This window comes from Nitrospirota bacterium (assembly GCA_016195565.1).
In the GTDB taxonomy this organism is placed as follows: domain Bacteria; phylum Nitrospirota; class Thermodesulfovibrionia; order Thermodesulfovibrionales; family UBA1546; genus UBA1546.
Window position 1 is genome coordinate 22,429 of the sequence record JACPZK010000011.1, and the last position, 22,491, is coordinate 44,919.

A 22,491-nucleotide genomic window follows, 5' to 3' on the forward strand; every position below is an offset into this window, starting at 1 on the left:
GGGGACAGTCCCTACGTTACTTAATCCGTGCCCCTTAAACTATAACATCTTAAGGCCCCATGCTTCCAATAGTTAACGCCTTTAAACAAAAAAATCAAATTGAGACTGCTGAAAAGGTGTCATTGTGAGCGAAGGCCCCTCGCCTGTCATTGCGAGGCGCAGCCGAAGCAAGCTTAAAGCAAGCTCGGGTATAGAATAAAAGCTCTTGCCCTTTTGTCAAATTTAACTGCTTGTGATAAAATCTAAACATAATGAAAGTGTCAGGTATCGGATTATTAAAAAAACTTTTCACTTTTAACTTTTCACCTCCCCATCCCCCCCTTACTAAGGGGGGGCGAGGGGGGGGCAACAAAGGTTTCACCCTCATAGAAACAGTAATCGTAATGGTCATTGCAGTTATCCTCGCTGCCGTGGTTGCCGTCGGATGGAGTCCTTTTGACACAATAAAACTCTACAATGCAAAGCGAAAAGTCGCCGCTGACATAAGATACTCCCAGAAACTTGCAATCTCATCACAGCAGAGGTGCGGAGTTTTCAGGAACAGCGCAACAGCTTACACAGTATTTGAACAAGGCAGCACCGCTGACCCTGCGCCAAGTTCAGGGGATGGATGCTCCACAGATGCATCAAATAATTTTGTTGTTGATTTTAGCGCAGGCAGATGCAGTGATTACAGCGGAGTTACAACCACATTCACCACGTCCGTAGCAAATACAATATACTTCAACTCTCTCGGCACGCCTGTTGACGCCGCAGGAACAGCGATTGCAGGCAACCAGACTGTAACAGTCACTTTTAATGGCAGCAGGGATATAACCATAGACGCAGGCACAGGAAGGGTGAGTTACTAATGAAAAAGTTAAGAGTTATGAGTTTAGAGTTAAAAGTTAAAGACATCCTCAGAAAACTTTTCACTTTTAACTTTTCACTTTTAACTTCTAAAAGAGGTTTTACCCTCATTGAGATATTGCTGATAATCATAGTTGTTTCAATCGCAATACCCACACTTTTAATTATGGTGGGGCAGGAAGCTAAGTTCGGGGTAGATGCTGAGATAAGAGTCACCGCAACAAATGTTGCACAGCAATTGCTTGAAGAGATAAAGGCAAAATGCTTTGATGAGACTTCCGTGTCCGGAACAACATGCATACAGACCGCAGCCGCTTCAACAACGCTCGGGCCTGAGGCAGGAGAGACAGCGTTATCCTTATACGACGATGTTGACGACTTCAATGATTTGGCGCCGGCAAGTTTAGGAACTACTCCGTGCACCGACACAGTTACTGTCAATGGTATTGGATTCACAAGGCAGGCTGTGGCCTGCTATGTGAATCCCGGCAATCTCAACAGATGCGTGGATACTGCCCCTGTGGCGGGAAGCTGCAATAGGACCATTGCAAGCGGAAGCCAAACAGATTACAAAAATATAACCGTAACAGTCACCGCGCCTTCTGACTCCGGGGGCGGCTCTGTCACGCTGACAACAGTGATGACGAATTACTAAGATGAGAGTTAAAAGTTTAAAGTTTAAAGTTAAAAGTTCTTTGAAGAAACTCTTCACTCCTCACTCTTCACTCTTCACTTGTAAAAATGGCGTTACGCTTATTGAGCTTGTCATAGTAATGGTTCTGGCAGCCATTGTTGCCGTTGTTGTGGCTAATGCCCTGTCAACGGGGGTTAAGGGAAACCTTGTGACAGACTACCGCAAAGAGGCGCTTGATCAGGCAAGGGTTGCGATGGAGAGGATGAGGAGAGAAATAAGGAATCTGAATAATAGCGCGAGCGTAACCACAGGAATCGCAACACAATTCTGTTTTACGGACACGGAATCATTGCTGATAGATTACAGTTATTCAAGTCCTAATATCACCCGCGACACTGGCAATTGTGCTGCCGGAGGCGGGGCAACGCTTTCAACGAGTATAACTGCGTTTTCATTCGTTTATCTCAGGGCAGATGGAGTTACTGTTGATTCACCATTCTCCGCTGCAACCACAAAGCTTATAAGAATAATTTTGACCGCTAACATCTCAGGCGAAAGCGTTCAGCTTCAGACAGAGGTCTGGCCGCGGAATTTGTGATATAATTTTTATATGAAACATAAACATTCAGGCAATTCCGGCATGTCCATCATTGCAACTGTCATGATTATGATGATACTTGCGCTTTTCGCCGCTATCGGAGTTTCGCTTGTAACAACCGGAAGCAATGTTGCGGTTCAGGAAGAGCGCGGGCTTGAGGCGTTTTACATTGCAGACGGAGGGCTTCAATACGCAATAAAGACATATAACTTTCCAAATTTTGTTGTTACTCCCAAGCCTCTCGGAGAAGGCTCATTTACCACAACAGTGCCTACGCTTTTAGCAGCTATAGATAATGCTGTGTTAACAATCACTGTGTCTTCAACAGACGGGTTTATTCTTAACCCCGGAGACGCAACCAGTTATTGGATAATGCTGTGTGATAATAACGGCGCTGACAACCCGACTGCGACGCCGAATCCGAATCTTGACGCGGCAACGGCAAACTGTGAAAAAATAAGCTTTACAGGCAAAACAGCAACAACATTTATAGGAGGCACAAGGGGAAGGGACAGCAGCACCGCAGACACCCATCAACTGGGCGCAGTTGTTCTTGGCTATTCGTGGGACCCGGCAAAAACAACGACGATATCAACCCGTGATTTCACCACGGGTAATCGATGCACCAGTATTGCCACAACTTTATGTGTCGCCTCAACAGCGAATTTTGCAACCTCAGGCTTTGTCAGAATAGATGACAACAACCAAAACAACAGAGAGGATGTTTTTTATAACGGCATTGGCATTGGCGCAGCCCAATGCGGCGCGGGGTGCGCGGCGTGTCTGGGTTATACTAATCCTTTTCCCGCGGCGGGCAACTGCATAAGAAGGGCGTATGATGATAATAACAACACCACTGGAACCATCAATCACGACAGTTCCGACGCCGGCGGCGCCTACGGGGTGGTGGGCGCTCCAATCTATCAGTCTGAAATCTCTGTTCTTGCCACATCAACGGGCGTAGTTCCTGGTGCCATACTTACAGGCAACATACAGAGGGTTGTGCAGGGAAAAATAATGCCGCTGCAGTGAGGGATGGGAAATGGCCTGTCATTGCAAGGGCAGAATTTCTCGCTGTCATTGCGAGCACCTGAAAGGTGCGTGGCAATCTCATTGCAAAAGACGAGATTGTTTCGCTCGCAATAACCGGTAAAATATGGACAGACAATACTATCTATACATTATGACAAATCAGAAAAATACAGTAATTTATACAGGTGTCACTAACAATTTAAAAAGAAGGGCTTATGAACATAAGGAGAAACTGGTTGAGGGATTTACAAAAAAATATAACATTACAAAATTAGTTTATTACGAGATATTTAGTAATATAGAGTATGCTATTTTAAGAGAGAAACAGATTAAAGGCGGACCAAGAGCAAAGAAGATTGCATTGATTAATAAAATAAATCATCAATGGAAAGACTTGTATGAAGACTTGTAAGGTTTGTCCCGAAAACAAGCAAGGGATTGCCCCGAACGGACAAGATTGCTTCGGGACTTCATCCCTCGCAATGACAGATAGGCGGAGTGTCTCTCCTCACAATGACAAATGTATTGCTATCCAAAATTCCGTAAGGAACCGAAAACATTTGCTCATAAGTTTACTGATAGCTGTCTCTCTTGTGTTTTTACTCCCTGACGGCGCCTCTGCCGGGCAAATTCCATTCACAGAACTTCAGATGCCTTCAGGACAGGACGGCACAACAGGACAAGGCGATTATGTAAGCTCAACCGGAGGCCTTAACACGTATCTCTCTTATTTTATTGAAGTCCCGCCGAGTTCAACCACTCTGGTTGTTGACCTGTATGACGCAGATGTAGGGAATTTAGTCCCAAGCGATATAGGCGACAGGGTCCGTACTGCATATAATACATCCGTCACTTACACCCTTTTAACACCTGCCGGGGCAACACAGGTTACAAAAACATGCGATTCCCTTCTTAATCTATGCATTCTTGAGAACGGCACATGGACAAACTTGGCTACAGTTGTTAATCCGGCTGCAGGGCACTGGGAGCTTCGGGTTGACATGGGCGCGGGTGACGACCTGAACGGTTTTGCGATAAGGGCGCATGACGGCGACAAAACATCACGCGGAACAGAATACAATATATATGCGGACTCGTTTATTGACATTGGCGTCCATACCGCGGGCGGAAGCGGCGTCTATACAAATATATTTCCATTTATCACCTCAGGCTGTAACTTTTCAACCAGAGATTGGGATATGGACGGAGCAGGATCAATTTCAGTGACAAGCAGAACCGGCGCATTCACGCAGACTAATTCTGCGGTTTCAGGCAGTACTGTATGGTTAACTACAACTGTGCCTGAAACAGGCTCCGGATGGACTACGGATGATTCAGCGGGTGATTACGGCATCTGGAGTTCCAATATGACAGTAAGTTTAGGCGCTAATTATACAACTATTTACCTTGGAACCTATAATTCAGGGGCAACTCCGCCAACAACACAGCCTCAGGCAAACACCTTTCGTATGTATTTTCCGACTGACGCCCTTTTAGGAGTAAATACCGCGCTCTCAGCCGGGAAGCTGATAGACGCCACAGCAAACTTTTCGGATCCTGCCTCTCCGGTAATTATAGGTGATATTGTAAAAAATATATCACTGGGCACCGAAACAACGGTAACGTCAATAGACAGCGCCACACAGCTTGGACTTGCGGTTGATATTTTTACGGCCACACCGCAGAATTACTCTGTCAGCGGTTCAGCAACCGCCGCGCCTGTGAAGCCGTATCTTAGCCAGATATTACCAGACATCCCGACGGTTATTACAGGCAAGACTACCCAGGTCAATATTCAGGTGACGATAACCAACCCGACTCCTTATAATATTACATTCTCTGCAGCAAACCTTGTTACCGCGAATGTGCCCGGCCCTACATGTCCGGCGGCTACAAATTCAGCCTGTTATGTGGGAAATTCCGCTTCCGTAACTCAGGGGGCTGTTAATTCCCAGCCCGCTGACGGGGCAACAGGGAACATAACATGGAACCCCGGAACGCTTTTAGCCGGCGCCTCTGCTTCTCTCACTTACACGGTAAAGGCAGCTCCGAATGCCGACGGCACTCGCATCCCTGTCACCGGCACCCCGGCGTCCAACGGAACCACAGCAAAATATGTTGATGAGACCGGCAATACCACACAGGCGCGCGCTACATATACCTACGGCCCTTTGTGCGAGCTTGCCGTAACATCAGTGTCGGGAGCCACAGGCGCAAAACGCTTTCTGAGATGGCGCGAGGTTATTCAGTAGAAGGAATCAGCGTACTTCAAAGTAATTTGTGTTATAATTTTTGTGTGAAAACAGATTTCTTAAAACAAATAAAAGATTATTTTAAGGACAGAGAAGAGGTTTCCGCTGTTTATCTGTTTGGCTCCACGGCAACCGGAAGTGAAACCGCTTCAAGTGATATTGACATTGCTATATTGCTAAAGCGCGGGGTTAATCCATACAAGCCGGACATCCAGTTAAAAATAATGTCAGACCTTGAATTGCTTTTAAAGAAACGCATTGATGTTGTTCTGCTGAACAGCGCAGACCCTATACTTGAACACCAGATACGCAAACATAGCAAAGTCCTCATTGATAAAAATCCGAAAATCAGAATGACTTATGAGTTAGAGGCAAGGAAAAAATACTTTGATTTTATATACAGGCACAACAACTATATGAAAATCCTGAAAAACAGGATTTTGCAGGTTTCACGATGACAGATAAAGAAATTACAGACAGGCTGATTTCTCTGATTTCGGAATATACGGCTGATTTAAAAGAGGCCGCAGGGTCATACAGGAAATTTTCAGATTTCAGGGCTGACAAAAAAACCCAGAGATACGCTGAACGGACACTCCAGATAGGCATTGAGGCGTGTCTTGACCTTGCCAATCATATTATTTCAGCAGAGGGTTTCCGGGAGCCTTCAAGCAATGCCGATGCTTTCTATGTGCTTTGTGAAAATAAGATAATTCCGACAGCCTTCTTCAATAAACTGAAAGACATGGCAAGTTTCAGAAACCTGATGGTCCATAATTACGCAAAGGTGGACATTGCAAAGGTTTACGGAATTCTGAAAAGGCATCTAAGAGATTTTGATATATATCTCGCCTATATCGTCAAGTTTCTTGAAAGAAACAAAACAGCAAAGAAAAAGAAGTAAAAGTAACTGTCACATGCTCCTCCAGAATTACAGCCACAGGCCAAAAACGCTTTCTGAGATGGCGCGAGGTCTTTCAGTAAGGCATTCTCATTTGACATGAAACAAACATGCCTCAAAAAGACATAAAGGGCAATGACACTGCAATGTCATTCCCGCAAAGGCGGGAATCCAGAACAAATACACTGGATTCCGTGTCAAGCACGGAATGACAGAATATAAAAATGTCATCTTACTTATGAACTCCTTATTGATACCTTTACTCTGTTAGAAATCTTTTATTTCTAACAGAGTTTATCCTGCATTGACAAATCTGCCGCCTTTTATAAGCGCTGTCCTGATGCCGCCTTTATGAATCAATGTCACGGTGGGCCTGAAGAACACAAAGTCCTGATGAAACGGCGTGCTGACATTTCCTCCGAATGAACTGTTGTCACCAAGCGCAATATGAATCGTGCCGAGGATTTTTTCCGATTCAAGAATATTGTCAGGCCTTTTCGCCATATCATTGGTGCCTATGCCGAGTTCCGCTATATTTGCATTTTCAATGCGCTCTGACAGTTTTGCTCTCAGATAACCGGCGTATTCCTCATCACCTGATACCTCTTTAACAAATCCGTTTTTTACTGTTAATGTCACAGGTGATTTTAATTGCCTCGTAGGCGCAAACTCAAGGACCAGCCGACCTTCTGCCGTGCCTTCCAACGGCGCAAGATATACCTCGCCTGCCGGAAGATTTCCGAATGAACCCGGCGCTGTGAGAAGCCCGGTGTCTGATTCTGCCTTCCTGCCTTTTTTTGAAAATGAAATAGAGGTGCCGTTAGGCGTCTCTATCTCTACAGCCTCAGCCTTATCTACAATTCTCGCAATGCCCCTGGTCCTTCTGTCAATCAGTCTCCAGTTTACGTTCATTGCGCCCTCAAGCATCGCCGCATCAAACAACGGCATGCTGGCATAACGTGTTTTGCATATCCTTGTCAGAAGGTCCCTGAACCTCGTATGGCTTGTAGAATAATTTGAAAGCGCAATGACAGCATTCACAGCATACTTTTTATGGCGGGCTATAATTTCTTCTGCCCTTCTCATATCCGAATCATCAGCTTTTTTATTTATGAGGCGGGCTGACAGCTTTTGCGCCTTCAGCTCATTGAATGCCTTTTCGCCGAATGCCATTGCCCATAGTTCTTTAGGAGGCTCTGCGCCGTGGCTGCCTGTGGCAGGATATTCATGATAAAGAATCTTTTTGCAGAAACCTTTCCCTGTCTCAGCGATAAGGATGGCTATGTCGCGCAGTCTTTCCCTTCTGCATCTGTCTGAATCCTCTATGAACTCTTCATTAAATGGCACATCTGTGAATACAAGAACACTCTCTGATTTTTTGACTCTTAGGTTAACGCTGAATATGTTCCTTAGCGTCTTTGTCGTCAAATCTCTTCTGCTTTAATCCGCGGGGTTATGAATATGAGAAGTTCTGTTTTATCCTTTGTTTTAGTCTCTTTCTTGAACAGCCATCCAATCAGAGGAATCCTGGAAAGTAATGGTACTCCAGCCTCTCCCTCTGTTTCTGTCTCTGTATAGATGCCGCCGATAACTATTGTCTCGCCGTTTTTAACAATGAGATTGGTCTGCGTCTCACGTGTGTTCTTAGGCGGACTTCCCTGAACACTGCGGCTAAAGTCAAATACATCCCTGGATGTCAAAATCTTCAGAGATATCTGGTCGTCATTTATCACCCTTGGAGTAACTTTTAACTGCAACAGAGCTTCTTTTTCCGTAACACTCGTAGTAGTAGTCGTTCCAGACGTACTCGATGTAGGAATAAGTATGCCTGTGCCGCTCTTGATATAAGCCTCCTGATTGTCAAGAACCATCACCTTCGGGCTTGACAGCGTCCTTGCACTCCCCTGAGTTTCAAGGGCTGATATCTGGAGGTCAAGTATCGCATTTTTTGTAAGAATACCTATGCCTATTGCTCCGCCGGAACCAAACCCAACCGCAGCCGGCAGATTTACATTCAAAGCGCTCCCTCCAAAACCAGCGCCTCCTGTTAATGGGATTGTCCCTGTAGTTGTCGTGCCGGGACCTGTAGTGCTTGATGGCAGCACCCCTACAGTGCCGGTAGTACCTGTTGTGCCGCCACCGGATGTGCCGCCACCAAATATATATGCATCACCGTTCCGGTACATCGTGCCCCACTGTATGCCCAATTCCCTGCTTGCATTTGTGCTGACCTCAACAATCTTTGCCTCTATCATAATCTGCTTTGTCTTTACATCCACCTGTTTCAAAAGCTGCGTAACCCTCTCTATTGCAGACGGAATATCCCTTATAACTACCATATTGCTCTTCAGGTCAGAGGCAATGGAACCCCTCTTGCTTAAGACCTTTGTAATAATTCCCTCAATGTCTTTAGCATTAGCGTATTTAACGGTTGCCGTATAGGTCGCAAGGTCTTCGTCTGCTCCCGAAGAAATCACTCTCACAACATTCCCATCCTTTATGTATGCAAAGCCCTTGCCCTTTAATATAGAATCAATAGCATCCCATAGAGGGACATTCCTGAGGCTGACTGTCACCTTGCCCGTAACTTTTTCGTCAATAATTATGTTTATGCCGTGCTCCTGTCCCAGCGCCCTCAAAACATCGCTCAGTTCAACGTCCCTTAATTCCATTGAGATAGGAGCGCCTTTTTCATTGGCGTAAGAAGGTGAGAAGTAAGAAGTAAACAGCAAAATAAGAGCAGTAGCGCAGAAGCGCAGAAGCGCAGCAGTAAAAGATTCCTTCACTAAAGACTGCTGCTCTATTGCTCTATTGCTCTGTTGCACCCTTGACCCCTCTTTCTGCATTCTCATTCCTTCGCCTCCTTATCCTCTTTTTTATCTTTACCTTTGTCATCCTTTTTATCTTTCACCTCATCATCCATGGCGCTATCTCTACGGGTATCCAGCGCAAACTTCTCTACTCCAAGATAAAACCTTTTGCCATTTTTTTCAAGCGAGACCCTGTCTTTCGCTATATCCACTATCAGAAAATCATTGACCCTTTCATTCTTCCTGTAAAATCCGCCGTTTATTATTGCCACCGCCTTCTTTCCGTCAGAAATTATACCGGTAATCTTCAAGCCTACAAGCATATCTTCTCTAAACGTCTTGCCTTTTAGTTTTGCTATCTTGTCTTCATACCGGATAAATGGGTCCCTGCCCCACTTTTCTTTTATCGGTTGTTCCAGCGCGTCAAGTTTTATATCCGAGAGGCTCTCAGCATGTGCAAGTGAGAAGTGAAAAGTTAAGAGTAAGATGAGCCCAGTAGCCCAGTAGCTCAGTAGGGCAGCAGTTAAAGAGAAAGTCTTTGCAGTTGTATCTTCCTGCTGCTCTATTGCTCTACTGCTCTGTTGCTCTATCAACCCCTTCATTCCTTTTTCCTCAGATACGTCACTGCTTTCAGCAAAGCTACGCCTGAAGGATACAGTGCAGCGTTTGTCTCAAATTTAAGTTCCTGTATAAGAAATAATTTATGCCTTGTTTCAAGAATCTTAATGAAATCATACAACTCCCTAAACTTTACCCTCAGTTCGATCTTTACCCTTAATTCTATAAATTTATTTTTATGCTCAAAACCTTCAGGCGCTATGGATACAAAATCAACATTTGCAATAGTAGCCTCCCTGCTTATAGCCGCTAACATTCCTGAAAGATCTTCCGCCTCCGGAAGCGTAATCTTTTCTGCGACAGGTTCCTTCGGGAAAGCGGCCTGTGATGCCAATGCTGCATTTGCTGCCTCTATCTCTTTCTTTAAATTCTGAATCGCCTGTTTTTTGTTCTTAACACTTACGGATGAAGGCGAATAAAGCAGCATGTATGGAACAATAACGATTATTACTGTAAGCGTTACTATAGCAATCAGCCTTTCCCTCTGCGAAAGGCTTTCTATCTTACTTTTAATAGCTTTTATGTCCATATCTCTAATTCTTAACTCTCAACTCTTTTTCATGTCCATCTCATCTTTGCCTTCAGTTCAAAAGAAATATCCTTGGCGCCTTTCTGCACAAAAACTATCTCAACATCATAGAAATAATGAGACAGCTCAAGCGCGGATATAAAATTTGCAACGCCGAGTTGTGCCGCTGAAAATCCTTTTATGTTCATATGCTTTACACCTTTTTCTTCCCGCGATTCAATGGAGGAAAGCCATACATCCTCCGGCACAACAACTGAGATAGCGCTGAGTGTCTGACTCCATTTTGGAGCCTTCTCCATTGCAATCAATATTTCCTTGTCCACCAACAAAGACGGGGCAACAGTAACAGCAGAGAGGGGCTTTATCTGCTGCTGCAGTCCTATTTTCTGTTTATTCAGCTTGTCCATCTCAGCGCCAAGCTTCCTGGCGTTAATAATATTCAAAAGCCAGAGTCCCATAATTACAACTATATAAACTGAAAGCCCTGCAAGCAGATAATAAAACCAGCCTTTCTTTGCAGGAGCGCCTGCCTTCACCTCAACCTGCAGAAGATTTAATGTTTCTTTCATGAAGCCCTCTTCGCAAGGCCGATTGCCACAGAGAATCGGGGGCCAAGCGGCCTCAGGCTTTCGTCCTTCATAATAAGGTTATCAAACGGGTTTGGAACACTAACAGGGATATCAAGCATTTGAGAAAAATAATCCCGAACAGCATGATTGATCGCAACACCGCCTGTGAGAATAACCTCAGAAAATACCTTCTCTTTAAAAGTTGCCTTGTAATAATCTATTGAAAGGAAAATCTCTCTCAAAAACTGATTCAGCGCCTCTTTCATTCTCTCTGCAGGGCCGTTCATCATGATATCATCAATCTCTCCTTCAGGGAACCCTTCGCTTATAAGCTGGTTTTTTATTTGTTCGCCTCCCAGTTCAACCGTCCTTGTCAGCCGTACGGATTCCGACCTCATTATGTCTATCTCCATGCTTCGCGCCCCTATGTCAAGCACTATTATGTTGCCTGAACCGTGCAATGGAAGCGCCCTTATAAGGCACAAAGGATTTACATCAACTGCCACAACCTTAAGGCCGGCTTCCTTAAAAGGAGATATATAGCGCCGGACATTTTTCCTCTCGGCAGAGGCAAAGGTAACAACAATGCCATCCGCAGCCGGGGCTGCTATATAATCATAGACAGCTTCTTCCTGCGGATAAGGCAGCTGCCGTTTTATCTCCCACTTAACAGCTTCTTTTAATTCGCCCTTGGGCATAGGAGGCAGGTTTATCGTCCTTATAAATGAAAGGTGTCCCGGAATATTAACTACTGTATCTTTGCCAACAATATTTATTTCTTTGAAGAAATTTTTCAGTTTGTTTATCAGAAGAGCTTCTTCTTCCCAATCAGAGAAGGGGATATCCATAAATGCGGCGAGAGAAATTTTTTTACCGTTAAGTCCAATAACTTTAACCGAACCGTCGCCAAGATCCACCCCTAAGGGAGCAGGCTTGAACAATTCAAACATTAACGCCCCTTAACCTTAAAATAATGCGCCATGAAAAACATAAAGAGCGAAATGAGGATGAGTGATACGCCAAATCCAATCCTGTAGGAAAACGTAGCAGTGTCAATCTGGGCTATCATCTTCTTAGAGTACTCATTGAATTTTCTTAAAACCCCGGGAGCAAACAGCAGCAAGAGCCCCATTACTCCGGCAAGAATAGCAATAATCGTAGAAAAATCACCCATTTTCATACCTTCACCCTCCCACCTAAAGTTTTACTTTAAAAGTATAGCTATTACCGCATAGAATGTCAAGGTATTCCCCAAGTTTTGCCAGTCAAGACAAAACTGCGGCGGATTGTATATAATGTAAAAATGAAATGCAGAGAATGTGAAAGCGATTTAAAACTGCATACATACTGAAGAACAGTGGCTCTTCGCTGCATGGAATGCGGCAAAGAATACCCGCTAAAAGAGTATCTTGACGAGATAGACGAAGAGACATGGGAAAAGATATCCCTTCGTCCATGCAATAGAGTTTAGAGTGAACGACTTAGATAAGTTGACAATGACAGCGTGTCATTGCGAACGAAGTGAAGCAATCTCAATAGATTGCCGCGTCGCTGCGCTCCTCGCAATGACAACTTTCTTTTGGCGTTGACTATAGTATCTAATCTCGCTATTACAAAACAACACTAAAGGGCGGTTAGCTCAGCTGGGAGAGCGCCACGTTCGCAACGTGGAAGTCGGGGGTTCGAATCCCCTACCGTCCACCATTTTTTCTTGCGCCTATTGACCCCGTTAGAAAACAAGTCCTGTCATTATATGGCGGGGTATAAAAATATACTTGGACGGGGTTCAAGCTCCGCCCCAATTTTCTAACGGGGTTGACCTCTCTCATCTTAAACTCTATAATGTCTTAACCCGAATAATGCATTTTGGGGGTTAAAATTATCAGACAGAATGGAGGCGCTATTCATGCAAAAAAAATTCTTTCTATTAGCAGTCCTGTCTATTCTTCTTGTCTTTAGTCCTGCCTTCTCCGCAGACAAAGACAGCTTCCAGATAAAGAAACAGCCCGAGATACAGCAGGTAAAACCGAAGAAGCCTGTTAAGATAAAACTGAAGCGCTCTGCCGAAGGTAAATATTCGTGGGAGCTTTCAGGAGATGATACTGATGAACTTGTGCGGGCGGATAAGAGGCTGAGAAAATTGTTGAAGATAGAATGAAACACGTAATTATGTTATATTCACATTCGTGGAGGTTTTATGAAAATAGTTCTTGCATATTCCGGAGGGCTTGATACTTCTGTTGCCATAAAATGGCTTAAGGAGACATACAATGCAGAAGTCATTGCCTTCTGCGCGGACCTCGGACAGGGAGAAGACCTTAATGCCGTAAAAAAGAAAGCATTGAGAACCGGAGCCTCAAAAGTATACGTTGAAGACCTGAAAGAAGAATTCGTCAGAAATTATGTCTTCCCAATGTTACGGGCAAATGCAGTTTATGAAGGGGCCTATCTGCTTGGCACATCAATAGCAAGGCCGTTAATTGCTAAAAAACAAATAGAGATTGCAAAAAAAGAAAAGGCGGATGCGGTATCCCACGGCGCCACAGGAAAGGGCAACGATCAGGTGAGGTTTGAACTCACCTACTATGCGCTGAAACCTGATATAAAAGTAATAGCTCCGTGGCGTGAATGGCCTTTTAATTCAAGGCAGTCGTTAATCAAATATGCAGCAAAGCAAAATATTCCTGTTCCTGTGACAAAGGCTAAACCTTACAGCACTGACAGAAATCTCTTTCATATAAGCTATGAGGGAGGAATTCTTGAAGATCCAGGGGCAGAGCCTCCAAAGGATATGTTTACCATGCTTGTCCCTCCTGAAAAGGCGCCGGATAAAGTTACGTATATTGAGATAAGTTATGAGAAAGGAAACCCGGTTGCCATAAACGGCAAAAAAATGTCTCCGGCAAAACTTCTTGAAAAACTTAATTCAATAGCAGGAAAGAATGGAATAGGCAGGGCTGATATAGTTGAAAACAGATACGTCGGAATAAAATCACGCGGGGTTTATGAAACACCCGGCGGCACAGTCCTTCATATCGCACACAGGGCCATTGAATCAATAACGCTCGACAGGGAAGTTATGCATCTCAGGGATTCATTGACGCCCAAGTATGCCGAGCTTGTATATTACGGATACTGGTTTTCTCCGGAGAGAAAGATACTCCAGACGATGATAGATGAAGCTCAGGAAGCTGTCACAGGCGCGGTGAGGCTTAAGCTCTATAAGGGAAACTGTCAGGTTGTCGGAAGAAAATCGCCGGAATCCCTTTATCAGCCCGAACTTGCGACTTTTGAGGCAGAGAAGGTTTATAACCAGAGGGATGCCGAGGGATTTATAAAGTTGAACGCATTAAGACTGAAAATAAATTCAAAGGTGAGAGGTTTAAAATAAAATTCAAGATTCAAGATTCAAGATTCAAGAATTTTGAGTTTTGAATATTGAATTCTCATGAAGTGAGTACTTATAAAATTATGTCCGACCCTAAATTCTGGATTGCGCTGAGTGATGTGCCTGATATCGGGCCTGTGACGGCAAGAAAACTGCTTGCTATCTATAAAAAACCCGAGGCCGTCTTTAAAGCTCCGTATAAAGAACTGGCCAATATCCGCGGCATAGGCCCTGCAAAAGCAAAAAACATAAAAGGATATTCAGAATGGGGAAAGATAGATGTTCAGCTTAAAAAACTTGACGCCGGCGGAATAAAAATAGTTACTTTCAGCAATAAGGATTATCCTGAAACGCTGAAGAATATAGTGGACGCTCCGATTGTACTTTACATCAAAGGGACCATCCAGAAAGAAGACAGATACGCTGTTGCGATTGTCGGTTCAAGAAAATACAGTTCGTATGGAAAGCTTGCCGCTGAAAAATTATCCTCTGAGCTTTCCTCTATGGGATTTACCATTGTGAGCGGTATGGCAAGAGGAATTGATACTCTGGCGCACACTGCCGCTATTAATTCAGGCGGCAGAAGCATTGCTGTTCTGGGCTCAGGGATTGACGTGCCATATCCTCCTGAGAACAGAGGGTTAATGGAAAAATTAGCAGCTTCAGGATATGTTATAAGCGAATTTCCGCCCGGCACATCGCCTGAAAGAGAAAATTTCCCGAAAAGGAACAGGATAATAAGCGGATTGTCCCTGGGTGTGCTTGTTGTGGAAGCAACTGCTGACAGCGGCTCACTGATAACGGCAAGCTGCGCACTGGAACAGGGGAAGGAGATTTTTGCAGTGCCGGGCAATATAAACTCTGTAAACTCAAACGGCACAAATGAGCTGATTAAGAAAGGGGCAAAACTCGCGCAGAGCGCAGAGGATGTAATAGAAGAACTTGCGCCTGTCCTGAAGGGTTACATACGGACAAGAGAAAAGGCAAACATAGAGCTTCCGGTTGAAGAAAAAAGACTTTGTGATATAATGACAGCAGAACCTAAGCATGTTGATATGCTTTCAAGGGAAAGCAAGATGCCTGCGCAAAAAGTGCTTGGAATCCTTCTCAGCCTTGAATTAAAAGGGATTGTGAAGCAAGCGGAAGGAAAGAAATTTTTTCTTGCATGAATATTGTGGAAAATAAGCCAAATATAATATTTTTGCTTATTTTCTCATGTGCGAAATCTCTCATTTGTCATTCCCGCTTGCCGGGAATCCTTCTGAAAGATTCCGGACAAGCCAGAATGACAGAATTAAGCAGTAAATTAGGAGGTAATTGAATAAATGAATTCCGTAGTTATTGTTGAGTCGCCTGCGAAGGCAAAGACAATAAATAAATTTCTTGGAAAGGATTTCACGGTGAAGTCTTCCATTGGTCATATCCGCGATTTGGTGGAGGGAGAACTTGGAGTGGATGTGAACAACAATTTTCGGCCCAAGTATGAGGTTCCCGCCGAGAAAAAAAAAGTGGTAGCCGAATTGAAAAAAATCGCCAAAGGCGCGGATGTGGTGTGGCTCGCAACAGATGAAGACCGCGAAGGCGAGGCCATCGCGTGGCATTTGTCGGAAGTGCTGGATTTGAGCGAGAATAAAACGAGACGCATTACTTACTCTGAAATTACGAAAGACGCAATTCAAAAAGCGATTGAAAATCCGAGAACAATTGATAAAAATTTAGTTGACGCTCAACAAGCGCGCAGAGTTTTGGACAGATTGGTTGGCTATGAGATTTCGCCGATCCTTTGGAAGAAAGTGAAGCCTGCGCTATCGGCAGGAAGGGTGCAGAGCGTTGCCGTGAGATTGATTGTGGAGCGGGAAAGAGAGATACAAAATTTCAAATCCGTTTCATCTTACAAAGTGTCGGCTGTTTTTCTGAATGAGAAAAACGAGATGGTGAAAGCGGAACTGCCGAAAAAGTTCCAAACCAAAGAAGAGGCGAAATCATTCCTCGAAAAATGCAAAGGTGCGGAGTTCTCCATCGCCGGCATAGAGACAAAACCCGCAAAGAAATCTCCATCTGCTCCTTTTACCACTTCAACGCTTCAGCAGGAGGCGGGAAGAAAATTCGGATACTCGGTTGCGCAAACCATGCGGATCGCGCAGGGGCTTTACGAGAGCGGAAAGATAACCTACATGCGCACGGATTCGGTAAATCTCTCCGACACTGCGCTGGGCCAGGCGAAAACAGAGGTTGAACGATTGTACGGCAAAGACTTTGTGAATATCCGCCGTTACAAAACCAGGAGCAAAGGCGCTCAGGAGGCGCACGAGGCCATCCGCCCGGCATATCTAAGCGTTTACGAAATTGAAGGCGATGCGCAGGAGCGGCGCATCTATGATCTGATCTGGAAAAGAACCGTCGCCTCGCAGATGAGCGATGCGCTGCTGGAGAAAACCACAGCAACCATCCGCGTGTCAACAACTGAAGAAAAGTTCGTTGCCCAGGGAGAGGTTCTGAAGTTCGAGGGATTTCTCAAGGTGTATCTCGAAGGAAAAGACGAGGAAGACGAGGAAAATGCGGAAGGCATCCTGCCTCCTTTGAAGATTGGCGAGAAGCTCTCAAACAGAGAAATAACTGCCACGGAACGGTTCACTTATCATCCGCCCCGCTACACCGAAGCCACGCTGGTGCGCAAACTGGAGGAACTCGGCATCGGCAGGCCTTCCACCTATGCTCCAACCATCTTCACCATTCAAAAGAGAAATTATGCGGTGAAAGAAGACCGCGACGGCGTGAAAAGGCATTTCAGTTGTCTCACGTTGAAGAACGGGAATATCATTGCAGAAGAAAAATCCGAAAACACAGGCGCTGAGAAATCAAAGCTCTTTCCCACGGACATCGGTATGGTGGTAAATGATTTTTTGATGGATAATTTCAAAGCCATTATGGACTTTAATTTCACGGCAAAGGTGGAGGAGGAGTTTGACGAAATTGCCGGGGGAAAATTAGTGTGGACCAAGATGCTTGCGGAGTTTTACAAGCCCTTTCATAAAACCGTCGAGCATACAGCGGAAACATCCGCGCGCCAGAGCGGCGAGCGCGTACTCGGCAAAGACCCTGTGACGGGAAAACAGGTGCTTGTGCGGCTCGGAAAGTTTGGGCCTATAGTTCAAATCGGGCATCAGGATGACGAGGAGAAACCGCGCTATGCTTCGCTTCGCAATGGTCAGCGCATGGATACCATCACCTTTGAACAGGCCATGGAGCTATTTAATCTGCCGCGCAGCCTCGGCACGCATGAAGGCGATGAGGTGATCGTGAATATCGGCCGTTTCGGCCCATACATAAAATATCAGGGCGGATATGTGTCCCTCCCGAAAGGCGAAGACCCGCACACGATTTCTATGAAAAGGGTAAAGGAAATCCTGAACGAACCCCGTCTGCCCAAGATATTGGGCAAGTTTCGGGATGAAGACATCATCGCGGCCAAAGGGAGATTCGGCCCGTATGTGAAATACAAAAACATCTTTGCATCCCTCGGCAAAGGGGAAGACCCGCTTTGTGTAACGCTGGAGCGCGCCATTGAACTGGTGACAGCGAAGGAGAAGAAAGAGCTGGATAAAATCATTAAATCGTGGGATGAGGATGCGCGGGTGCGCGTGGTGAACGGCAGATACGGCCCGTGTATTCAGTCCGGGAAAAAATTCTTCCGCATCCCTACGAGCAAAAAGCCGCAGGATATTACGCTGGATGAATGTCTTGACCTGGCGGGATTAAACGAGGGAAAGAAAAAACCCAAAGTTGCAAGCGCAAAGGGAAAAACGAAAGCCAAAACCCGCAAGGCGGGATAAGAAAAACAGCCTGCTGAGCGCTTTTCCCCCTTGTGAAAAATATTCCAAAAAGACAGGCAAGGTAATCCAGTGCCATAAAAAAGATTGCGGACATAAAGTCAGAATCGACTCGCAACGAGAAGAGGTCCATCAATTAGAAGAGACAGAGGCATAACTGATAAAAGACCGCTGATTATAGGCATCGGCAGCAGCCACAGCGGAGCCGGCAAGACAACGGTGGCAGAAGCGCTGCTTAAACACCTGACAAAAGAGCGTTCAGCGTTCAGCGTTCAGCGTTCAGAGGGAAAAAATAAAAATTCATCACTCGTCACTGATAAATGGGGCGCAATCAAATATACAAAAACTGCCATTTACGCCTCAATAATTGAGGACCCTGAGACATTAACGCAGGAAAGCAAAGATACTGCAAGGCTCATCAACGCAGGCGCCGAAAAAGTGCTGTGGGTTCAATCGCCTCCCGAAGAACTCAAAGAGGTTCTTCCCATGGCTGTTGACAGGCTTTCTAATCTCAGAGGGATAATAGTGGAAGGCAACAGCGCAATTGAGTTTTTGAAACCTGATATTGTAATATTTGTATCTGGAAGACATGGCGGCTCTTTAAAGAAAAGCGCTGAAAGAGTTCTTGAAACTGCAGACATAATTTTATTTGAGGATGAACCTTCCATGAAATTGCCTGAAAAGGCAAAGAGATTTAAGGTTGTTTTTACACCGATGTCAGGATTTGGTGAATGCCTGGATTACATACAGAAATTGCTGAAATGAGGAGCGAGTGAAAAACAGGATAGCAATAGAAGAAGAGATTAAGAGAAAGGCTGTCAAAGGCAGGCTTTCATGCAGCTCTGCAAGGAAAATCGCAGAGGAGGCCGGAGTGTCCTATAAAATTGTCGGTAATGCCGCTGACAGGCTCAAGATAAAAATCACAAACTGCCAGCTTGGTTGTTTTTGATGATTACACTTTTCTTTGAACTTGCACTGACATTTTATTTTACAGCAACGATAATCAGCATTGTTGAACTCTTCAGGAGTTCAAAGACAACAACAAAAATAATGCTGCTCTTTGTTGCAGCCGGTTTTGTTCTGCACACTATAAGCATCGTCCTGCGTTATGCTGATGCAGGCCGTATGCCGGCAGTGAATCCGCACGAAGCAACATCTTTTTTTTCGTGGTGTACCGTACTTATATTCCTCATCCTTGAATTCAGATACAAGATCGGGCTCCTCGGTTCATTTATTATGCCTCTCGTCTTTGTCCTGATGCTTTCATCTGCAATGCTGCCAAGAGAGATCAAGCCTTTAAGCCCTGAACTCCAGAGCTACTGGCTCAGCATTCATACGATACTCGCATTCATAGGCAATGCAGCATTCGCAATGGCAGCAGGCATAGGAGTCATGTATCTGATTCAGGAGCGATATGTAAAATCAAAACATCCAAGCGGGCTGTTTCAGAGGCTGCCGAGCCTTCAAATCCTTGATGAGATAAACTACAGGCTGATAACAATCGGCTTCCCTCTGCTTACACTTGCAATTATAACCGGAGCGCTCTGGGCGCAGAGCGCATGGGGAAGCTACCTGAAAGGAGACTTCCGCGTGGTATGGGCCATTATCACCTGGCTTATATACGCCGTAGTTCTGCACACACGGCTTTTAGCAGGATGGAGAGGGAAAAGGGCTGCAATACTGTCTATCATCGGGTTCATTACAATCCTTATCGCATTCTTCGGGATTAAATTAATCAAAAAAGGTCTTCATGTCTTCCTATGAATATTCTTATTGTAGGGCTTAATCATAAGACTGCTGATGTAGACATCAGGGAAAGGCTTGCCTTTAACGGACAAAAACTTGAGGAAGGCCTGCAGAGGATTAAAACCCTTCCTGATGTAAAAGAGGCTGTCATCCTGTCAACATGCAACAGGGTTGAAATCTATGCTGCTGTAACCAACGCTGCAGCTGCGCATGAGGCAATAAAAAATTTCATCTCTGAGTTTCATGGGATTGACAGGAGCGCACTTGAAACATCACTTTACGCATACGAAGACATAAACGCTGTCAGGCATGTCTTCAGGGTTGCATCAAGCCTTGATTCAATGATTGTCGGCGAACCTCAGATACTCGGTCAGATTAAAGATGCGTTTGATTTTTCACTCCAGAAAAAAACAACAGGGATACTGCTCAATAAACTCATGAAAAAGACAATCTCTGTAGCCAAGCGGATACGCACAGAGACAAAGATTGCTGAAAATGCAGTGTCAATAAGCTTTGCTGCCGTTGAACTCGCAAAAAAGATTTTTACAGACCTCTCAACAAAATCTTTTATGCTCCTCGGAGCCGGTGACATGGCAGAACTTGCGGCAAGACACCTCATGAGCAGCGGAGTTAAGGATGTCCTCGTTGCAAACAGGACTTATGAGAGTGGAGAGAAACTTGCCAAAGAATTCAATGGCCGGGCTGTAAGATTTGACGATTTTATACATGAGATGGTCCATACGGATATTGTCATATGTTCAACAGGCGCATCAAAATACGTGCTCATGAAAGAACAGATGCAGAAGGTCATGAAAGAAAGAAGGCATAAGCCCGTTTTTATAATTGACATCTCTGTGCCAAGAAACATAGACCCTTCCATAAATGACATAGACAATGTCTATCTTTATGATGTTGATGACCTGCATGGGATTGTTGATACAAACAAGCTTGAGCGGCAGAAAGAGGCTGAGAAGGCCGAAGGCATAATAGCTGAGGAGATAGAAACCTTTCAAAAATGGCTGGCATCGCTTGACTCTGTTCCGACAGTCGTTGCCCTGCGCAACAGGGCGGACGCCGTCAAAAAAGAAGAGATTGAAAAACTTCTGAACAAACTGCCTGCACTTGGAGAAAAAGAAAAAGAGGCTGTTGAATACATGGCAAATGCAATCATTAACAAGCTCATTCATCCACCCACTGCCGCTCTAAAAGAAGACTCCGAGGACAAAGACATCCTCATCGCAGCAATCAGAAAACTTTACGGGTTGGATAAGGAGGAGTAAGACTCTATGTCATTTATCAAACCGGCAGTCTGTGTACCTTTCTAATCGCCAACCTAATCACCAACCATTATACAAGTACATAATAGACTGCCCGTCCTTACAATTGACAACCTAATTGACAACCTAATTGACAACCAGTTAGACAAGCTCATAATACGCCCCCCTGCCTTTTCCCCTGAGACTAACAACCTTCAATCCGACCAGTTTGTTCATCTCCTTTAAAGCAGCCTGTCTTGAAATCTCAAATTCTTTCGCAACGTCACCAATAGTAATTTTTTTATCCCGGATTATTCTCTCCACAATCTTCATCTGCCTTTCAGTCAGAGCAATCTGCCCTTTCTTAGCCTTTCTCAGTCTTTCACTGCTGAGGCGGACAACGCTCTCCTTGACAGCAGCGATGCTCACCTTAACGCCTTCAACAAAATACTCAAGCCATGCGGTTAAATCAAGGGTTTTTTGATTCACGCTTTGAAGGGCACGGTAATACGATGGCCTGTCAGAATCATAATAATCATCCAGACAGAAGAATTGTTTTGCGTCAAAACCCCTCAAATAAAGTATCAGTGTGGCAAGGACACGGGCAGTTCTCCCATTGCCATCTATAAATGGATGAATTCTCACAAATTCATAATGAGATATTCCGGCTTCAATAACAGGGTCAAGAACCTGTGCCTCAGAAAAATTCAGCCACATAATCAAAGCCTTCATTAATTTTGGGACATCTTCATTTGAAGGCGGCCTGAAAAAGACCTCCCCTGTCAATCTGTTTCCGACTATGACATAGCGGCTCCGATACACGCCGCAATCAGAAGGATTTTCAAGTGTATCTCTCGTTACCATTTTATGAATCTTGAGAATGTCTTTTTCAGTTATTTTTTTGCCGTCTGTCAACTTATCAATGGCCTGAAGAACTTTGAGATAATTCAAAACCTCCTGCTTGTCTTTTCGCGTTGCCATGATTTCACGGCCCTGTGCGAGATCGCTGACCTGTTCAAGAGACAGCCTGTTTCCTTCAATAGCAGTAGATGAATGGGCAGACCTGATAATAGCATCCCGCCGGAGCGAGACCTCCCATTTCGGAATAAAAGGAGAATTCAGCACGAGTTCCCTTGCAGCGGCTATCTGAGTAAGAGCACCGACAATTTTATTGGTATATTTAAAGTTTGGTTTAAACATCTCCCGCCTCATCCTGCCAGTTGGGTTTGAACTCCACATTTTGTGATTCAACTGATTTTAAAGGCATCTTATTGTCTGCAAGGGGATTATGAACAATATTAACCTCAACACCAATTTTATTAGGACGATTAACAACATTCATATATGAGTAAAGAACGGCACTGATTCCTGCATAATCCTTATTCATAAAAATATCGGTCGGCACAGGACTGCCTTTTGCAGTTGTAACAGCATCCCTATATTGATGAAAAGAATTATCCATAATCCTTATTTCATCTC

25 protein-coding genes and 1 tRNA gene are annotated in these 22,491 nt (G+C 44.6%); 17 read left to right on the forward strand and 9 right to left on the reverse strand.

Annotation, left to right across the window (positions count from 1 at the left end; translation table 11 throughout):
- Positions 1-251 precede the first annotated feature (251 nt).
- From HY035_04555 to HY035_04590, 8 genes are all read left to right on the forward strand, one after another.
- On the forward strand, positions 252-851 hold the full coding sequence (locus HY035_04555) for a prepilin-type N-terminal cleavage/methylation domain-containing protein (protein ID MBI3377660.1): 600 nt from the start codon (positions 252-254) through the stop codon (positions 849-851).
- A complete protein-coding gene (locus HY035_04560; GenBank protein ID MBI3377661.1) occupies positions 851-1,504 on the forward strand; it encodes a hypothetical protein in 654 nt (217 codons plus the stop codon). Before HY035_04555 ends, HY035_04560 begins: the two co-directional genes overlap by 1 nt.
- Position 1,505: 1 nt before the next feature.
- The gene (locus HY035_04565) at positions 1,506-2,081 is read left to right on the forward strand and encodes a prepilin-type N-terminal cleavage/methylation domain-containing protein (GenBank protein ID MBI3377662.1); all 576 of its coding nucleotides are present in this window, start codon (positions 1,506-1,508) and stop codon (positions 2,079-2,081) included.
- Positions 2,082-2,093: 12 nt separating this feature from the next.
- Complete coding sequence (locus tag HY035_04570; protein MBI3377663.1) at positions 2,094-3,113, forward strand: hypothetical protein; 1,020 nt, start codon at positions 2,094-2,096, stop codon at positions 3,111-3,113.
- 124 nt (positions 3,114-3,237) lie between these two features.
- Positions 3,238-3,525 (forward strand): GIY-YIG nuclease family protein, encoded by a 288-nt coding sequence (locus HY035_04575; GenBank protein MBI3377664.1) that lies wholly within the window; start codon positions 3,238-3,240, stop codon positions 3,523-3,525.
- 148 nt (positions 3,526-3,673) lie between these two features.
- Positions 3,674-5,365 (forward strand): hypothetical protein, encoded by a 1,692-nt coding sequence (locus tag HY035_04580; GenBank protein ID MBI3377665.1) that lies wholly within the window; start codon positions 3,674-3,676, stop codon positions 5,363-5,365.
- 44 nt (positions 5,366-5,409) lie between these two features.
- A complete protein-coding gene (locus tag HY035_04585) occupies positions 5,410-5,823 on the forward strand; it encodes a nucleotidyltransferase domain-containing protein (GenBank protein ID MBI3377666.1) in 414 nt (137 codons plus the stop codon).
- Positions 5,820-6,269: a DUF86 domain-containing protein gene (locus tag HY035_04590; GenBank protein ID MBI3377667.1), complete on the forward strand. Its 450-nt coding sequence runs from the start codon at positions 5,820-5,822 to the stop codon at positions 6,267-6,269. Before HY035_04585 ends, HY035_04590 begins: the two co-directional genes overlap by 4 nt.
- A gap of 291 nt (positions 6,270-6,560) precedes the next feature.
- On the opposite strand, the gene HY035_04595 is transcribed toward HY035_04590, so the two are convergent.
- From HY035_04595 to HY035_04625, 7 genes are read right to left on the reverse strand one after another with little or no spacing between them, the layout of a single operon-like run.
- On the reverse strand, positions 6,561-7,694 hold the full coding sequence (locus HY035_04595; protein ID MBI3377668.1) for an aminopeptidase: 1,134 nt from the start codon (positions 7,692-7,694) through the stop codon (positions 6,561-6,563).
- A complete protein-coding gene (pilQ, locus tag HY035_04600) occupies positions 7,691-9,118 on the reverse strand; it encodes a type IV pilus secretin PilQ (protein ID MBI3377669.1) in 1,428 nt (475 codons plus the stop codon). The genes HY035_04595 and pilQ overlap by 4 nt, the downstream gene beginning before the upstream one ends.
- Complete coding sequence (locus HY035_04605; GenBank protein MBI3377670.1) at positions 9,115-9,678, reverse strand: hypothetical protein; 564 nt, start codon at positions 9,676-9,678, stop codon at positions 9,115-9,117. The genes pilQ and HY035_04605 overlap by 4 nt, the downstream gene beginning before the upstream one ends.
- The gene (pilO, locus tag HY035_04610) at positions 9,675-10,223 is read right to left on the reverse strand and encodes a type 4a pilus biogenesis protein PilO (protein ID MBI3377671.1); all 549 of its coding nucleotides are present in this window, start codon (positions 10,221-10,223) and stop codon (positions 9,675-9,677) included. The genes HY035_04605 and pilO overlap by 4 nt, the downstream gene beginning before the upstream one ends.
- Before the next feature lie 29 nt (positions 10,224-10,252).
- Positions 10,253-10,792 carry a PilN domain-containing protein gene (locus HY035_04615; protein ID MBI3377672.1) on the reverse strand — a complete coding sequence of 180 codons (540 nt, stop codon included), beginning with the start codon at positions 10,790-10,792 and terminating at the stop codon, positions 10,253-10,255.
- On the reverse strand, positions 10,789-11,742 hold the full coding sequence (gene pilM / locus HY035_04620) for a pilus assembly protein PilM (GenBank protein ID MBI3377673.1): 954 nt from the start codon (positions 11,740-11,742) through the stop codon (positions 10,789-10,791). Before pilM ends, HY035_04615 begins: the two co-directional genes overlap by 4 nt.
- Positions 11,742-11,972: a hypothetical protein gene (locus HY035_04625; GenBank protein ID MBI3377674.1), complete on the reverse strand. Its 231-nt coding sequence runs from the start codon at positions 11,970-11,972 to the stop codon at positions 11,742-11,744. Before HY035_04625 ends, pilM begins: the two co-directional genes overlap by 1 nt.
- A 448-nt stretch (positions 11,973-12,420) precedes the next feature.
- On the opposite strand from HY035_04625, the gene HY035_04630 reads away from it, so the two are divergent.
- From HY035_04630 to HY035_04670, 9 genes are all read left to right on the forward strand, one after another.
- Positions 12,421-12,496 (forward strand) — tRNA-Ala (locus tag HY035_04630).
- A gap of 202 nt (positions 12,497-12,698) precedes the next feature.
- Positions 12,699-12,950: a hypothetical protein gene (locus HY035_04635; GenBank protein MBI3377675.1), complete on the forward strand. Its 252-nt coding sequence runs from the start codon at positions 12,699-12,701 to the stop codon at positions 12,948-12,950.
- Between the two features lie 39 nt (positions 12,951-12,989).
- Positions 12,990-14,183 carry an argininosuccinate synthase gene (locus HY035_04640; GenBank protein MBI3377676.1) on the forward strand — a complete coding sequence of 398 codons (1,194 nt, stop codon included), beginning with the start codon at positions 12,990-12,992 and terminating at the stop codon, positions 14,181-14,183.
- Between the two features lie 80 nt (positions 14,184-14,263).
- A complete protein-coding gene (gene dprA, locus HY035_04645; protein MBI3377677.1) occupies positions 14,264-15,349 on the forward strand; it encodes a DNA-protecting protein DprA in 1,086 nt (361 codons plus the stop codon).
- Positions 15,350-15,505: 156 nt separating this feature from the next.
- On the forward strand, positions 15,506-18,013 hold the full coding sequence (gene topA, locus HY035_04650; GenBank protein MBI3377678.1) for a type I DNA topoisomerase: 2,508 nt from the start codon (positions 15,506-15,508) through the stop codon (positions 18,011-18,013).
- A gap of 216 nt (positions 18,014-18,229) precedes the next feature.
- Positions 18,230-18,775: a hypothetical protein gene (locus HY035_04655; protein MBI3377679.1), complete on the forward strand. Its 546-nt coding sequence runs from the start codon at positions 18,230-18,232 to the stop codon at positions 18,773-18,775.
- 7 nt (positions 18,776-18,782) lie between these two features.
- The gene (locus tag HY035_04660; protein MBI3377680.1) at positions 18,783-18,959 is read left to right on the forward strand and encodes a hypothetical protein; all 177 of its coding nucleotides are present in this window, start codon (positions 18,783-18,785) and stop codon (positions 18,957-18,959) included.
- Positions 18,959-19,774 carry a c-type cytochrome biogenesis protein CcsB gene (gene ccsB / locus HY035_04665; GenBank protein MBI3377681.1) on the forward strand — a complete coding sequence of 272 codons (816 nt, stop codon included), beginning with the start codon at positions 18,959-18,961 and terminating at the stop codon, positions 19,772-19,774. Before HY035_04660 ends, ccsB begins: the two co-directional genes overlap by 1 nt.
- Positions 19,771-21,036, forward strand: coding sequence for a glutamyl-tRNA reductase (locus HY035_04670; GenBank protein ID MBI3377682.1), 1,266 nt, complete (start codon positions 19,771-19,773; stop codon positions 21,034-21,036). Before ccsB ends, HY035_04670 begins: the two co-directional genes overlap by 4 nt.
- A 138-nt stretch (positions 21,037-21,174) precedes the next feature.
- Here HY035_04670 and HY035_04675 read toward each other — a convergent pair whose 3' ends face one another.
- Both HY035_04675 and HY035_04680 read right to left on the reverse strand, forming a co-directional pair.
- A complete protein-coding gene (locus tag HY035_04675) occupies positions 21,175-22,212 on the reverse strand; it encodes a Fic family protein (protein MBI3377683.1) in 1,038 nt (345 codons plus the stop codon).
- The gene (locus HY035_04680; GenBank protein ID MBI3377684.1) at positions 22,205-22,474 is read right to left on the reverse strand and encodes a hypothetical protein; all 270 of its coding nucleotides are present in this window, start codon (positions 22,472-22,474) and stop codon (positions 22,205-22,207) included. The genes HY035_04675 and HY035_04680 overlap by 8 nt, the downstream gene beginning before the upstream one ends.
- Positions 22,475-22,491 lie beyond the last annotated feature (17 nt).

Bases quoted from the DNA above. Each gene is read 5' to 3' on its own strand.
- HY035_04555 (MBI3377660.1), top strand. From the start codon at position 252: ATGAAAGTGTCAGGTATCGGATTATTAAAAAAACTTTTCACTTTTAAC.
- HY035_04560 (MBI3377661.1), top strand. From the start codon at position 851: ATGAAAAAGTTAAGAGTTATGAGTTTAGAGTTAAAAGTTAAAGACATC.
- HY035_04565 (MBI3377662.1), top strand. From the start codon at position 1,506: ATGAGAGTTAAAAGTTTAAAGTTTAAAGTTAAAAGTTCTTTGAAGAAA.
- HY035_04570 (MBI3377663.1), top strand. From the start codon at position 2,094: ATGAAACATAAACATTCAGGCAATTCCGGCATGTCCATCATTGCAACT.
- HY035_04575 (MBI3377664.1), top strand. From the start codon at position 3,238: ATGGACAGACAATACTATCTATACATTATGACAAATCAGAAAAATACA.
- HY035_04590 (MBI3377667.1), top strand. From the start codon at position 5,820: ATGACAGATAAAGAAATTACAGACAGGCTGATTTCTCTGATTTCGGAA.
- pilQ (MBI3377669.1), bottom strand. From the start codon at position 9,118: ATGAGAATGCAGAAAGAGGGGTCAAGGGTGCAACAGAGCAATAGAGCA.
- HY035_04605 (MBI3377670.1), bottom strand. From the start codon at position 9,678: ATGAAGGGGTTGATAGAGCAACAGAGCAGTAGAGCAATAGAGCAGCAG.
- pilO (MBI3377671.1), bottom strand. From the start codon at position 10,223: ATGGACATAAAAGCTATTAAAAGTAAGATAGAAAGCCTTTCGCAGAGG.
- HY035_04615 (MBI3377672.1), bottom strand. From the start codon at position 10,792: ATGAAAGAAACATTAAATCTTCTGCAGGTTGAGGTGAAGGCAGGCGCT.
- pilM (MBI3377673.1), bottom strand. From the start codon at position 11,742: ATGTTTGAATTGTTCAAGCCTGCTCCCTTAGGGGTGGATCTTGGCGAC.
- HY035_04625 (MBI3377674.1), bottom strand. From the start codon at position 11,972: ATGAAAATGGGTGATTTTTCTACGATTATTGCTATTCTTGCCGGAGTA.
- HY035_04635 (MBI3377675.1), top strand. From the start codon at position 12,699: ATGCAAAAAAAATTCTTTCTATTAGCAGTCCTGTCTATTCTTCTTGTC.
- HY035_04640 (MBI3377676.1), top strand. From the start codon at position 12,990: ATGAAAATAGTTCTTGCATATTCCGGAGGGCTTGATACTTCTGTTGCC.
- dprA (MBI3377677.1), top strand. From the start codon at position 14,264: ATGTCCGACCCTAAATTCTGGATTGCGCTGAGTGATGTGCCTGATATC.
- topA (MBI3377678.1), top strand. From the start codon at position 15,506: ATGAATTCCGTAGTTATTGTTGAGTCGCCTGCGAAGGCAAAGACAATA.
- ccsB (MBI3377681.1), top strand. From the start codon at position 18,959: ATGATTACACTTTTCTTTGAACTTGCACTGACATTTTATTTTACAGCA.
- HY035_04670 (MBI3377682.1), top strand. From the start codon at position 19,771: ATGAATATTCTTATTGTAGGGCTTAATCATAAGACTGCTGATGTAGAC.
- HY035_04675 (MBI3377683.1), bottom strand. From the start codon at position 22,212: ATGTTTAAACCAAACTTTAAATATACCAATAAAATTGTCGGTGCTCTT.
- HY035_04680 (MBI3377684.1), bottom strand. From the start codon at position 22,474: ATGGATAATTCTTTTCATCAATATAGGGATGCTGTTACAACTGCAAAA.